The organism is Mesorhizobium sp. ORS 3428, assembly GCF_001854785.1.
Lineage (GTDB): Bacteria > Pseudomonadota > Alphaproteobacteria > Rhizobiales > Rhizobiaceae > Mesorhizobium.
In genome coordinates this window covers 175,825-189,397 of record NZ_MDFL01000181.1, presented here as the reverse complement: position 1 = coordinate 189,397, position 13,573 = coordinate 175,825, and the positions used below count along the sequence as shown (strand labels likewise).

The 13,573-nt window shown below is 65.2% G+C and carries 11 protein-coding genes; 7 read left to right on the top strand and 4 right to left on the bottom strand.

Going from position 1 to position 13,573, the window contains the following annotated elements:
- Positions 1-58 precede the first annotated feature (58 nt).
- From ORS3428_RS30150 to ORS3428_RS30140, 3 genes are all read left to right on the top strand, one after another.
- The gene (locus tag ORS3428_RS30150; RefSeq protein WP_071101905.1) at positions 59-1,762 is read left to right on the top strand and encodes a BTAD domain-containing putative transcriptional regulator; all 1,704 of its coding nucleotides are present in this window, start codon (positions 59-61) and stop codon (positions 1,760-1,762) included.
- A gap of 89 nt (positions 1,763-1,851) precedes the next feature.
- Complete coding sequence (locus ORS3428_RS30145; protein ID WP_244508143.1) at positions 1,852-2,337, top strand: hypothetical protein; 486 nt, start codon at positions 1,852-1,854, stop codon at positions 2,335-2,337.
- A gap of 81 nt (positions 2,338-2,418) precedes the next feature.
- Positions 2,419-3,183: a pseudouridine synthase gene (locus ORS3428_RS30140; RefSeq protein WP_071101904.1), complete on the top strand. Its 765-nt coding sequence runs from the start codon at positions 2,419-2,421 to the stop codon at positions 3,181-3,183.
- Positions 3,184-3,192: 9 nt separating this feature from the next.
- Here ORS3428_RS30140 and ORS3428_RS30135 read toward each other — a convergent pair whose 3' ends face one another.
- Together ORS3428_RS30135 and ORS3428_RS30130 are read right to left on the bottom strand one after the other, a co-directional pair.
- Positions 3,193-3,774 (bottom strand): histidine phosphatase family protein, encoded by a 582-nt coding sequence (locus ORS3428_RS30135; RefSeq protein WP_071101903.1) that lies wholly within the window; start codon positions 3,772-3,774, stop codon positions 3,193-3,195.
- A gap of 177 nt (positions 3,775-3,951) precedes the next feature.
- Positions 3,952-5,283 carry a dicarboxylate/amino acid:cation symporter gene (locus ORS3428_RS30130; RefSeq protein WP_071101961.1) on the bottom strand — a complete coding sequence of 444 codons (1,332 nt, stop codon included), beginning with the start codon at positions 5,281-5,283 and terminating at the stop codon, positions 3,952-3,954.
- A 235-nt stretch (positions 5,284-5,518) separates the two neighbouring features.
- Here ORS3428_RS30130 and ORS3428_RS30125 point away from each other — a divergent pair, with 235 nt between their 5' ends.
- The 3 genes from ORS3428_RS30125 (at position 5,519) to ORS3428_RS30115 (ending at position 9,235) form a co-directional block, all read left to right on the top strand.
- Entirely contained in the window at positions 5,519-7,384 is a 1,866-nt protein-coding gene (locus ORS3428_RS30125; RefSeq protein ID WP_108723226.1) for a sensor histidine kinase, read from the top strand.
- Positions 7,381-8,730 (top strand): sigma-54-dependent transcriptional regulator, encoded by a 1,350-nt coding sequence (locus tag ORS3428_RS30120; protein WP_071101901.1) that lies wholly within the window; start codon positions 7,381-7,383, stop codon positions 8,728-8,730. The genes ORS3428_RS30125 and ORS3428_RS30120 overlap by 4 nt, the downstream gene beginning before the upstream one ends.
- A 157-nt stretch (positions 8,731-8,887) precedes the next feature.
- Positions 8,888-9,235: a hypothetical protein gene (locus ORS3428_RS30115; protein ID WP_071101900.1), complete on the top strand. Its 348-nt coding sequence runs from the start codon at positions 8,888-8,890 to the stop codon at positions 9,233-9,235.
- Positions 9,236-9,243: 8 nt separating this feature from the next.
- Here the strand turns inward: ORS3428_RS30115 and ggt are convergent, their stop codons facing one another.
- A complete protein-coding gene (gene ggt, locus ORS3428_RS30110) occupies positions 9,244-10,980 on the bottom strand; it encodes a gamma-glutamyltransferase (RefSeq protein WP_071101899.1) in 1,737 nt (578 codons plus the stop codon).
- Positions 10,981-11,383: 403 nt separating this feature from the next.
- Here ggt and ORS3428_RS30105 point away from each other — a divergent pair, with 403 nt between their 5' ends.
- Positions 11,384-12,112, top strand: a complete 729-nt coding sequence (locus tag ORS3428_RS30105; RefSeq protein ID WP_071101898.1) for a hydrolase — start codon at positions 11,384-11,386, stop codon at positions 12,110-12,112.
- Positions 12,113-12,270: 158 nt separating this feature from the next.
- On the opposite strand, the gene rhaI is transcribed toward ORS3428_RS30105, so the two are convergent.
- On the bottom strand, positions 12,271-13,563 hold the full coding sequence (rhaI, locus tag ORS3428_RS30100) for an L-rhamnose catabolism isomerase (protein WP_071101897.1): 1,293 nt from the start codon (positions 13,561-13,563) through the stop codon (positions 12,271-12,273).
- Positions 13,564-13,573: the final 10 nt, after the last annotated feature.

Sequence of the window (13,573 nt, the reverse complement as noted above, 5' to 3'; positions counted from 1 at the left end):
CGGCCACTGGCTGGTGACGGCTTCGGCGCCGGCGCCCCGTCTTCCGGATGGTGCTTCAATGCGCGTTTCGATCCATCTGCTCGGCCRCTTCAGCGTCAGCGTCGATGACCGGCCGATCCCTCCGGCCGAGTGGCGGCGCGACCGTGCTGCGGCACTGGTCAAGCTCCTGGCGCTGAACTCCGCGCATCGCATTCATCGCGAGCAGGTGATGGAGATTTTCTGGCCCGACGCCGATCCCGAGGCGGCCGGCGCCAGCCTGCGCAAAGCCGTCTATTTCGCGCGGCGCGCGCTCGGCGTCCACGAACTTATCGAGATCAGCAACGACATGGTCGCGCTTGCGCCCAATGCCGAGCTCGAGGTCGACGTTGAAAGCTTCGAAGCGGCCGCAAAGACGGCGCTGCGGGGCGGCGAAAAGGCTGCGTTCGAACGTGCTGCCGACCTCTATGGCGGCAGGCTTTTGCCGGACGATCTTTTCGTCGAATGGCTGGACGCCCCTCGCGCGCAATTGCAGCAGCGCTACAGTGACGTGCTGCGAGCGGGCGGGCTGTGGCAGCTGTTGATCACGCTCGACCCGGCCGACGAGCAGGCGCAATGCGCGTTGATGCAGGAGGYGCTCGATGCGGGCAACCGCGTCGACGCGAWCCGCCAGTTCAATCAGCTTCGCGACAACCTGCATGCCGAGCTCGGCGTCGGGCCAAGTRCCGCGACCATCGCTCTGTACGAGAAGGCGCTGGCGCTCTCAGGCGCCGACACCGTCAGCTCGACCGAGCGCATCCGCACCTCGCTCGCCTGGGGCCTGGTGCACCTGCAGAGCGGCGAATTCGACAAGGCGGGCGAGATCGCGCGTCAGACGCGTGACCTGGCCCTTGGGGCGGACCTGCCGCGCGAAGTCGGCGAGGCGAGCGCGCTGCTGGGGCTCGCCTCGATGATGCAGGCGCAATGGCCGCAATTGTTCCGGTCCGAATTCATCGAATGGGTCCGCGCCAAGCCGACCTTCGTGCAACATGTCTTCGACGGCCACCTCTGCCTGTCCGAGTTCTGTCTCTGCAGCGCGAAAGGCCATGCGGAGGTCGCCGGACTCGCCCGGGAACTGCTCACTGTCGCCGAAGAARCAGGATCGAGCGCCGGGCGCGGGCTCGCCTGCCTGCTTCTTGGAGAGGCGGCGCTGTTTTCGGGTGACCTCGATGAGGCCGAGCAATTCCTCACCGAAGCCGAGGGGCTGCTCCTGGAGGCGGATGCGGTGGCCGGTCGCGTGTTGGCAATCGAGCGGCTGGCCGAAATTGCGCTGGAGCGCGGCCAGAAATGGCGGGCCAGCCGGCTGATCAAACGCGGCCTCGCCGACGCCGAACGCTCGTGGCTCTCGCCTCACCTCATCATGCGCATGCAGGCACTGGCCGTGCGGGCGGCATCGACGCCGAAGATGGTGGCGGAAGAGATCCTCGCCGGCGACCGGCTGTTGACACCAGGCGCCTGCCAGCCCTGCTCGATGGGACTGCGCACGGCCTCGGCAATCGCGCTTGCCGAGGCGGGCGACTTGGAGCAGGTCGACCGCCGCCTGAGCGACGCGGAACGCATCGCCGGCATGTGGCAAGGCGGCCCTTGGGCGGCCGCCCTCTGGGAAGCGCGCGGCGTGCAGCGGCGGGCACAGAACAAAGAGGGGCGCGCGCTCGCCGCCTTCGAAGAGGYGGCAAGCCGCTACGAGGGACTCGGCCGGCCACGCGACCAGGCCCGATGCCTGGCGCGGATGGGAAGCCACTGCTGATCTTGCGCCAGAGGCCGATTGGCGGGATGGTATGGAAGGCAGCCGGGGGACGCTGGCACGCCGGATATGCATGGCTGCTGGAAATCGAGATGTTGCGCGCTTGCCTGGCACTTGTCGCTATCCTTGCACTGGCGCGACCGTCGGAGGCAGGCGAGCAAACGCYACATCTGCTCGACCACGCCGAGTTGGCCGCGGCGTATCTGCGTGAATCCGACCTTGTGACCGCCTATGCGACCGGAATGGCGCGCTACCGTCTTCAGCTTATGGCGCGCACCGGTACAGCCAATCTCGCCGTACCTCTCGAACCGGCGGCCTTGCGGCCGGAATTTCGCCAGCGGACATGGCGCTCGGCCGACGGCAGCCTTCTGCAGGGCTTCGCCGGCAAGGGCGGCTTCCGGCTGACTGCCGGGAACTGCCTTGCGCGCATCTGCCTTGCGAGCGAATGCAGCGAAGCCGRCTGGCCTATCTATGCCTGYAGSGACGGCCGCAAGCGCAAGATGTCGGTGAAGGACTTCGTGACGGCAACCTTCGACGGCATCTCTTACCGGCGGTTGAGCGCGGCGCCGGAACAGTGACCTCGCAGCGCTCAGGCCGCGATGCCCGCTCCTGCGGAGGCCGGCTTGCACGTTCCTCGCCAAGCATGGCATCTGCGCGGAATGACACGCAAGCTCATCCCGGCGCGACCAGGTGCCAAGCAACGCGCTCCCGTCCCCAAGGTCRGCCTTGCCCGAGCGCTGTCAAAACTCGGCCTCTGCTCGCGCAGGCAGGCCGAACTGCTCATCGCAGAGGGGCGCGTGCGGGTGACCGGCAAGGTGGCGCTCGACCCTTCGCTGCGCGTCGATCTCGACCGCGACCGCATCACCGTCGACGGCGCGCGCGTCGTCGCCGAGCGCAAGGTCTATCTGATGCTCAACAAGCTGCGCGGGCTGGTCACGACGCGAGACGATCCCGAAGGCCGCGGCACGGTCTATGACTGCCTTGTCGATCTCGACCTGCCTTTCGTTTCGCCGGTCGGTCGCCTCGACAAGGCGAGCGAAGGCCTGCTCCTGATGACCAACGACACCCGCTGGGCAAACAGCCTGCTCGATCCCGCCTCACATGTTACCAAGACCTATCATGTGCAGATCGGCTCCGCCCCCGATCAGGCGATGCTCGAGCGATTGCGCGAGGGCRTTGTCGTCGACGGCGAATTGCTGACGGCAAGCTCGATCGAGCTGCTGCGCAGCGGCGGACGCACGGCCTGGCTGGAGGTTATGCTCGACGAGGGCCGCAACCGCCAGATCCGCCGGCTGCTCGGCGCCTTCGACATCGAGGTGCTCAGGCTGGTGCGGGTGGCGATCGGCGCGCTGCAGCTCGGCGATCTCGCCAAGGGCAAGGCGCGTCACCTGACAGCCGAGGAATTGGCGATGTTTGCTGGGTGAGACCCGCAGCTATTTCTGATTCCACCTGCGAACGACCGACTCCGTCAAATCGTGCTCGTAGCCGAGGACGCTGAGGCTCGCGGTATCAAGCACGAAATGCGCGCCGCCCTGCGGCGGCAGGCCGACCCAGCGCGCGACAAGCACGCGCAGGAAATGCGAGCTTGAAAAGATCAGCACATTGCCGCCGACGGCGCGGGCGTCGGCGATGACGGCGTCGGCCCGGGTGCCGACATCAGCGGCTGTCTCGCCGTTCGGGCAGCCGTCACGAAACAATTGCCAGCCGGGGCGGGCGGCAAGGATCTCCTTTGTCGTCACGCCTTCATAGGCGCCATAGTCCCATTCCTGCAAGTCGGCCTTCTTCACCGCGCGCTCGCCGAAGCCGGCGAGCCGGCAGGTGTCGAAGGCGCGCTGCGACGGGCTCGACCACACCGCCTCGAAGGTCAGGCCCGTTAGGCGGTCGGCGACGCCGCGCGCGGCCTCTTCGCCCTTCGCGGTCAAAGGGATGTCGGTGCGGCCGGTGTGCCTGCCCGACGTGCTCCATTCCGTCTCGCCGTGACGGACCAGGTAGATTTCGGGAAACGCACTGCTCATTCGCCGGCCTCACGGTTTGAGTGGTTGCATCGGCCGGAGCCGGCCGTCGTCACCCTAAGAGGCGTTCCGCAAAAAGAACAGGCCGCAGCTTAAGCCGCGGCCTGTCCAGGCTCGGGAGGATGCCTGAGCGTTCTGCCTGGCGCAATTGCGGGCGGAAACCCTTTTCCTGGGATTGCCTTAGGCGGGCTGCAATCCCGACAGCGACAGATCCGCCTCTTCCGGCAACTGGCCTGCCATGGCGGCGGCGAATTGCTTCTGGTCGAGCTCGCCTTCCCAGCGCGCCACGACGATGGTCGCCACCGCATTGCCGACGAAATTGGTGAGCGCCCGGCATTCCGACATGAAGCGGTCGRCGCCGAGGATCAGCGCCATGCCGGCGACTGGGACGGAAGGCACGACCGAGAGCGTGGCGGCCAAGGTGATGAAGCCGGCGCCGGTGATGCCGGCGGCACCTTTGGAGCTCAGCATGGCGACGAGCAGCAGCAGGATCTGGTCGCCGAAGGTGAGCGGCGTGTCGGTCGCCTGGGCGATGAACAGCGCGGCCAGCGTCATATAGATGTTGGTGCCGTCGAGGTTGAAGGAATAGCCGGTCGGGATGACCAGGCCGACCACCGAGCGGTTGCAGCCGGCGCGCTCCATCTTGGCCATCAGGCCCGGAAGGGCAGCCTCGGACGACGAGGTGCCGAGCACCAGGAGCAGTTCTTCCTTGATGTAGCGGATCAGCGCCAGGATGGAGAAGCCGTTGTACCATGCGACGGCGCCCAGCACGACCAGCACGAACAGCAGCGACGTCAGGTAGAAAGTGCCGATCAGCATGGCGAGATTGGCGATCGTGCCGATACCGTATTTGCCGACGGTGAAGGCCATGGCGCCGAAGGCGCCGATGGGCGCCGCCTTCATCAGGATGGCGACGAGGCRGAAGATCGGCGCGCTCAGCGCCTGCAGGAAATCGACCACCGGGCGGCCACGCTCGCCGACAAGCGCCAGCGCCACGCCGAACAGCACCGAGAAGAACAGCACCTGCAGGATATCGCCCTGGGCAAAGGCGCCGGTGATGGTGTCGGGGATGATGTTCATCAGGAAGCCGACGATGGTCGTGTCATGCGCCTTCTCGGTGAAGGTCGAAACCTTCGAGGCGTCGAGCGTCGCCGGGTTGATGTGCATGCCGACGCCCGGCTGGACGACGTTCGACACGACGAGACCGACGATGAGCGCCAGCGTGGAGAAGACGAGGAAATAGATCATCGCCTTGCCGGCGACGCGGCCGACCTTGTGCAGATCGGAGACGCCGGCGATGCCGGTTGCCACGGTGAGGAAGATCACCGGCGCGATCACCATCTTGACCAGCTTGATGAAGGCATCGCCCAGCGGTTTCAGCGAGGCGCCGATGTCGGGATAGAAATGGCCGAGCAGGATGCCGGCGGCGATCGCCGCCAGAACCTGCACGTAGAGATGCCGGTAAAAGGGAATCTTGCCGCGCGGCTCCGCGGCAGCGATAGCTGTCTGCATCATGTCCTCCGTTCGGCCCCGATCGAGAAGCTCGACCTCCCCGGGGCAGTTGACTTGCACAGCCTCGCGGCTGCTGCAGATGCATCTGCAACGAGCGTGCCAGATTGCCCTTAGAAGGGTTCGGTGTTGATTTCGCTGGCTTTTTCGACTTTCCTGCTTGTTGTGCGGTCCGCCTTCGTGCGGCAATCCGCATAGGACGAATTGCGCTTTGTGCGAAATCATGCACAAATGCACCATGCTGCAACGCCCCGCCGCTGYCCTCTCCCCAACGCCCGAACTGCTCGCGAAACGGGCGCGGCGTGCCTGGCTGCTGTTTGCGGCGGTGGCACTGGTCATCGTTTTCGCAGCGCTCTATGGCGCCGGACTCTACGGGCGCTCGACCGAGATCGAGACACTTGCCGCGCAAGGGCGCACTGATGCCAATCTCAAGGTCGCGCTGCTGCGCGCGGTGCTGGAAAATCCGCGCGCGCTGCCGCTGCTCTTGTCCGAGGACCAGCAGGTGCATGACGCGCTCATCGAGCGCAGTCCCGGGTCGATCGATGTCTTGAACCGCAAGCTCGAAGGGCTGGTCTCCGGCACCAAGGCCTCTGTGCTCTACGTCACCGGCACCGACGGCTTGGCGATCGCTTCGAGCAACTGGCGCGAGCCGGTGAGCTTCGTCGGCAACGACTATGGTTTCCGCGCCTATTTCTCCGGCGCCATGCAGTCCGGCACTGCGGAATATTTCGCCCTCGGCAATACCAGCAAACGTCCGGGGCTCTACATTTCGCGCCGCGTCGGTACTGCGCAGGCACCACTGGGCGTGGTCGTGGTCAAGATGGAGTTCGACCAGCTCGAGGCCGATTGGCGCGAGGCGAGCCGCCCGGCCTATGTGAGCGACGAGCATGGCGTGGTGCTGGTGACCAGCGTGCCCTCCTGGCGCTTCATGACGACGGCACCGCTCGCTCAGCCGGTGCTGGCCGATATCCGCGCCAGCCAGCAGTTCGGCGACGCGCCGCTGGTGCCGTTGCCGATCACGAGGCCGCAGGCGCTCAGCGCCGACGTTGCGCTGGTCCATGCGATCACACCGGGCGGCAGCGATGCGGAATATCTGCGGCTGTCTACGGCTGTGCCCTCGACGCCGTGGCGGCTCGACTATCTCGTTCCTGCGGAAGCGCCGATTGCCTCGGCGCAGCGTGAAATGCGGCTCCTGGCGCTCGGCGTTGTCGTGCCGCTGATTGCGTTCGCCGCCTATCTCTTGTGGCGCCGGCAGTCCGGCCAGATGCGGATCGCCGCCGAGCAGGCGGCGCGCGCCGAGCTCGAGCGCCGCGTCGTCGAGCGCACGCAGGATCTCAGCCTGGCGCGCGACCGGCTGCAGGCCGAGATCGCCGATCACCGCAGCACCGAAGCCAGGCTGCAGGTCATGCAGCAGGAGCTGGTGCAGGCCAACCGCCTTGCGACCCTCGGCCAGGTCGCCGCCGGCGTCGCGCATGAGATCAACCAGCCGGTGGCGACGATCCGCGCCTACGCCGACAACGCCCGCGTTTTCCTCGAGCGCAAGCAGACGGCGCCGGCGGAGGAGAATCTCGGCGCGATTGCCGCGCTCACCGAGCGCATCGGAACCATCACCGAAGAATTGAAAGCCTTCGCCCGCAAAGGCCGAACCGCGGCCGAGCCGGTCGAATTGCGAAGCGTCATCGAGGGTGCTGTGGTGCTGCTCAGGAGCCGTTTCGCCGGCAGGCTTGAGGCGCTGGCAATCACGCTGCCGCCGCCGGCGCTCAAGGTGATGGGCAATCGGCTGCGGCTCGAGCAGGTGCTGATCAACCTGTTCCAGAACGCGCTGGAAGCACTGGAAGGCCGCGATGATGCGCGGGTCGAAGTGTCCGTCAAGGAAACCGCCGATTGGTTCGCGCTGATCGTTTCCGACAATGGGCCGGGAATCCCGCCGGCGATCCTGAAGTCGCTGTTCACGCCGTTCAACACCTCGAAGGAAAAGGGGCTCGGCCTCGGCCTCGTCATTTCGAAGGATATCGTCGCCGACTATGGCGGACGCATCGAGGTGACAAGCAGCGACCGAGGCGCCCGCTTCACCATCCATCTTGCGAAAGCTGACCCGACATGACGAACGGCAATTCGGTCATCCTGATCGATGACGACAGCGACCTGCTCAAGGCGACAAAACAGACGCTGGAGCTCGCCGGTTTTGCCGTGTCTGCCTTTTCCTCGGCAAGCGAGGCWCTTGCCGGCCTCGATGCCGACTTTACCGGCGTCGTGGTGTCGGATATCCGCATGCCCGAAATGGATGGCCTGCAGCTCTTTGATCGCGTGGTCGACCTCGATCCGGATATCCCCGTCATCCTGATCACCGGTCACGGCGACATCGCGATGGCGGTGAAGGCGATCAAGGACGGCGCCTATGATTTCATCACCAAGCCCTTCGCGGCTGATCGGCTGGCGCAAAGTGTATGGCGCGCGGCGGAGAAGCGGCGGCTGGTCATGGAGAACCGCGCCTTGCGCGCGGCGGCCGAGCTGGCGCAGGAGGGCCTGCCGCTGATCGGCCAGACGCCGGCGATGGAGCGGCTGCGGCGCATGCTGCGGCAGATCGCCGACACCGACGTCGACGTGCTGGTTACCGGCGAGACCGGATCCGRCAAGGAGGTCGTTGCGAACCTGCTGCACCGCTGGAGCCGTCGCGCCAAGGGCAATTTCGTCGCGCTGAATTGCGGGACCCTGCCGGAGACCGTGATCGAGAGCGAATTGTTCGGCCATGAGGCCGGCGCCTTCACCGGCGCACAGAAGAAGCGCATCGGACGCATCGAGCATTCGAGCGGCGGCACGCTCTTCCTCGACGAGATCGAAAGCATGCCGCMTTCGACGCAGGTGCAGATGCTTCGCGTGCTGGAGATGCGCGAGGTGACGCCGCTCGGCACCAACGAAATTCGGCCGGTCGACCTGCGCGTCGTCGCTGCCGCCAAGGTCGACCTCAGCGACCCTGCCCAGCGCGGCAATTTCCGCGAGGACCTCTACTACCGGCTCAATGTGGTGACGCTCTCTATTCCGCCGCTGCGCGAACGCCGGGACGACGTGCCACTGCTGTTCGGCTACTTTGCCGAGCGTGCGGCAGCCCGTTTCCACCGCCCGGTGCCCACCGCCCCGGCGGCGGTCCAGCGTCATCTGAGAGAACATGACTGGCCGGGCAATGTGCGCGAGCTCGCCCATTTCGCAGAGCGCTTCGTGCTCGGGCTGGAGGAGATCGATGAGGGCCGTTCGCCCCTGCCGGCCGATTCGGACGCCGCCATGCCGTTGCCGGAGCGGCTGGAGCGCTACGAGGCCGAAATCATCCGCGAGACACTTGGTCGCAACGACGGCGACGTCCGGCGCACGATCGAGGCGCTCGGCATTCCGCGCAAGACCTTCTACGACAAGCTGCAGCGGCATGGCATCGTGCGCAGCGATTTTTCCAGATAGATCAAGCCGGTGGAACCGYGCCGCAGCCTTGGCCGTTGAGGCTCGCCGGTAGACCGTGGCCCGTCGGCACCAGCCGGGGGTGAACCTATTGCTGCGATGGCGTTGCCGGTTGCGCTCGGCAAGCGTTGATGGTTTGTTGCCGCTCAGCGGAGAACGAATGATGYGCGAATCCCTCGATCAAGACGAATACGGCTCGGCCAGCCCCTTCGATCCGGACGATCTGCCCAATCTGAATGCGATAGGGCCGGCGATGGGCCGCGGCAGCGATTTCGAGAAATATGCCGTCGCCGTCATCATCGTGTTCGGCGCGTTGATTATCGGCGGCCTGATGGCTGCATCCATGAATTGGGGCCATCGCAACGGCTTCCTGTTCGCGCTTGGTGGCGCCACGGCCGCCTGGATTTCGGGCAATGCGCTGCTGCTCGACCGTCCGCGCATCTATGCGCTGTTCGTCGGCATAGCCGCCGTGATGCTGATCGCATCCACCATCACGCTGGTCACCTGACCCCAGGATCAGTATCCAAGCGCTTCCCCGGACGCCGCCCGGCTGTCGATGGCGCCGTTGTAGCGCGCGCCGCCGCCTTTTTCGATCTCCGCCAGGCTCTTGCCGCCGACCAGGATGCCGGCCGCCTGGCCCCAGGTCTGGTCGCCGAGATCGAGGTGGTACCCCATGCCGGCCAATAACCTCTCAGTGTCGGGCGAAAGCCCGAATGGCTCGACATAGACGCTATCCGGTAGCCATTGATGGTGGATACGCGGCGCGTCGATCGCCTCCTGGATGTTCATGCCATGGTCGATGACGTTGACGATCGCCTCCAGCGTGATGGTGATGATGCGAGAGCCGCCCGGGCTCCCGATGACCATGAACGGCTTGCCGTCCTTGGTCACGATCGTCGGGCTCATCGAGGATAAAGGCGTCTTCTTCGGCTGGATGGCGTTGGCCTCGCCCTGGACCAGCCCGTAGAGGTTCGGCACGCTGGGTTTCTGTGTGAAATCGTCCATCTCGTTGTTGAGCAGGATGCCGGTGCCGTCGGCGACGACACCGGCGCCGAAGGAGCCGTTCAGCGTGTAGGTGACCGCCACCGCATTGCCGTCATTGTCGATGATCGAATAGTGGGTCGTTTGCGTGCTCTCGCCGAAACCCTTCGGCATCAGATCCTTCGAGACGCCGGCGCGGAACGGATCGATCTTGCCGCGGATATCCTTGGCGTACCCCTTGTCGAGCAGCTTCGAAACCGGATTGTCGACGAAATCGGGATCGCCCAGCGCCGAGTTGCGGTCGACATAGGCATGGCGCATCGCCTCGACCATGACATGCACCGTCTCGGCCGAGCCGGCGCCGAGATAGGAAAGCGGGTATCCTTCAAGGATGTTCAGGATCTCGCAGATGATGAGGCCACCGGAGCTTGGCGGCGGCGACGAGATGATCTCGTAGCCGCGATAGGAACAGGTCACAGGTTTCAGCTCGCGCACCGCGTAATGCTCGAAATCGGCCTTGGCGAGGATGCCGCCCTTGGCGCCGCTCGCCTTGACGATGGCATCGGCAATGCCGCCTTTGTAGAAGGCGTCAGGCCCTTTCTCGGATATCGCCGATAGCGAGGCGGCGAGGTCCGGCTGAACCAGCCGCTCGCCGGCGGCATAAGGCTTGCCGCCGGGCTTCAGGAAGATGGCGGCCGCGGCCGGATCCTTCGCCAGCCGCGCTGCACCGCCCGCAAACGAGGCGGCATCGCCCTGGCTGAGGACGAAGCCGTCCTTGGCGTAGGCAATGGCCGGCGCCATCAGGTCCTGCCTCGAGAGCGTGCCGTATTTCTCACGCGCCGCCTCGAAACCGGCCACCGATCCCGGCACGCCGACTGCAAGATAGCCGTCGAGAYTGGCGCCCTTCACCGGATTGCCGTTCTTGTCGAGATACATGGTCTTGGTCGCCGCGAGCGGCGCGCGCTCGCGGAAATCGATGAAGGTCGAACGGCCGTCCTTGAGACGGATGGTCATGAATCCGCCGCCGCCGATATTGCCGGCGGTCGGATAGACGACGGCGAGCGCATAGCCGACGGCAACCGCCGCATCGACAGCGTTGCCGCCCTTCTTCAGCACCTCGACGCCGACTTCGGTAGCGAGATGCTGGGCGGTCACCACCATGCCGTGCTCGCCATTGGCGGGAGCAGGCGAGGCGGCGAAGACCGCCGATGGCGTGAAGGCAAAAGTGAGCGAAAGGCTGAGCGCAATCAGCGTCCGGCGGGTGAGATGCATGGCGGGTTCTCCGGGGGGACTAGGCACGTCTAGAAAACCTGCTTGGAGCGATCGAGTCTATGGCTTGTTAACACTATCGCTCTGCTGTCGCGGCGACGCAGCATTGAGCGGCAGGCCTGCGCTTTCATCCTGCCTTGCGGCAGCGGTGTCGATCGCGGGGAACCCTTCGGCAGCCATGGCGTTTGGGCCACGACAAGTTTCGTCGACGACCGCCACCATCGGACACGCGTCCCTGGCGGCGGGTTCCGGCGCAACATCAAAAGCGCCAGGGCAGTATGCTTGCCGCGGCCATTTGTACAGGAACTATGGGCGTCACGCGTGGACCGGTTTGGCTTGCGCGACCGACCAGCGCGCTGCAAGCAATCCTCCAGTGCGCGTATTCCTCTAAGCGTAGGAGATTCCAATGTCGAACGCACGGTCCGTCTCAAACACAAGACATGAGAAGAAAGGCGGCGCCGCTCGCTCGCTGCTTGCCGCTCAGGACTGCGCGCTGCTGCTGATCGACTTTCAGCCGACCTCGTTCTTCACGGTTCAATCGATCGACCGGCAGCTTCTGATCAGCAATGTGCTTGGTTTGGCAAAGACGGCAAAGCTCTTCGGCATCCCCACGATACTGACAACCGTCGCTGCCGCAAATTTCAGCGGGCCACAACTGCCGGAGCTTGAGCAGCTGTTTCCCAAGGTCGAGCCGATCGACCGGACCGGAAACAATCCCTGGGAGGATGATCGTGTGGTGTCGGCCGTTGCGACGACCGGGTGCCGAAAGCTCGTCATGGCAGGTCTCTGGACTGAGAATTGCGTGGTTCTGCCTGCCCTCTCCGCACGTGAGGATGGATACGAAGTGTATGTCGTCGCTGATGCCTGCGGCGGCGTAAGCACGATCGCACACGACATGGCGATCCAACGGATGATCCAGGCCGGTGTCGTGCCAATCACATGGCAGGCCATGATGCTTGAGTTGCAGCGCGACTGGGCGCGCCAAGAGACGGCTGGCCAGGTCCAGGAGATCGCAAAGCAGCACGGGGGTGCTCAGGGCCAGGCGGCGCTATACGTTCAGACTATGGTCGAAAATGCTGCCCGCGAAACCAGCCACGACGTGCGGGAAAAAGCGCGAGCCGGATCGCGGCGCTAGAGGGTCCGGCCAGGCGAAATCGCCTGGCTTAGCCGAAATGCTGCCGAACGACAGAGCGGGATGCCCGGAATGTGGATGCATCCACTTGCCATTGATTCACGCCGGAAACCCGCCGCCATGGCGGTTTTGGTTTGGCGATCTGCATGCGAGCCCGGATATCAAACAATCCCACCACCGCCGCCGGCGACCGCCGGCCGCTCGGCCGCGACCTTCGCCCGGTAGCCGGCCTCGCGATAGGCGGCGACGGGGTCGATGGCACCGCCGGTCCTGAACCGTGCCATGGCAAGGATCGGCTCGACATCGGTGCGGTAGGCCGCCTTCAGCGTCTGCGTCGCCATCAGCGCGTCGTTGGTCTCCTGGAAACCTTCGAGCGCCTTGCGGTCGACGAGCAGCGCCTGGGCATAGGCGCGCTGCACCTCGACCGCCGACAGCATCAGGCTTTCGATCGGATCGGTGACGTTGTGGCTCTGGTCGAGCATGTGGGCGGGGTTGAAGCCCTTGGCGCCCGTGAGCTCGGCGTCGACCAGCTCGTTGAAAACGAGGAACAGCYGGTAGGGATCGATCGAGCCGGTATCGAGGTCGTCGTCGCCATATTTGGAATCATTGAAGTGGAAGCCGCCGAGCTTGCCGAACTGGATCAGCCGCGAGACGATCATCTCRATGTTGACGTTGGGTGCGTGATGGCCGAGGTCGACCAGGCAGAAGGCCTTGTCGCCGAGCTCCTTGGCGATGATGTAGTTGGTGCCCCAGTCCTGCACCACCGTCGAATAGAAGGCCGGCTCGTACATCTTGTGCTCGGTGAACAGCCGCCAGTCGTCCGGCAGGCCGGCATAGATTTCGCGCATCGCATCGAGATAGCGCTCGAAGGCTTTTGCGAAATTGACCTGGCCGGGGAAGTTCGAGCCGTCGCCGATCCACACCGTCAGCGCCTTGGAGCCGAGCGCCTTGCCGATCTCGATGCATTCGAGATTGTGCTCGACCGCCTGCCGGCGCGTGCCGGCATCAGCATGCGACAGCGAGCCGAACTTATAGGAGAGCTTTTGGTCTGCGGCGTAGGAGAAAGTGTTGGAGTTCATGGCGTCGAAGCCGAGGCCGAAGCGGGACGCCGCCTGCTTCAGCCGGTTCGGATCGGCCTTGTCCCACGGGATGTGCAGCGAGACCGTCGGGGTCGCCTGGGTCAGTTGGCTGATGACGGCGCAGTCGTCGATCTTGTCGAAGATGTCGCGCGGCTCGCCGGGGCCGGGAAAGCGGGCAAAGCGCGTGCCGCCGGTGCCGACGCCCCAGGACGGGATCGCCACGCCGAATTTTTCGACCTTCTCGCGGATGGCGTCGATGGCGATGCCGCGCCGGTCGAGGCGTTCGCCGAGCGAGGCGTAGTCGCGCTCGAGATCGGATTTGCGGGCAGCGTTGTGGCTGGAGACGAGGTCGGCTGAGATGATCTGTTCGGACATTGTATCCTCC

What these genes read in the sequence shown, in the direction of transcription:
- ORS3428_RS30135 (WP_071101903.1), bottom strand. Translation starts at nt 3,774, where the DNA reads ATGAGCAGTGCGTTTCCCGAAATCTACCTGGTCCGTCACGGCGAGACG.
- ORS3428_RS30105 (WP_071101898.1), top strand. Translation starts at nt 11,384, where the DNA reads ATGTCGAACGCACGGTCCGTCTCAAACACAAGACATGAGAAGAAAGGC.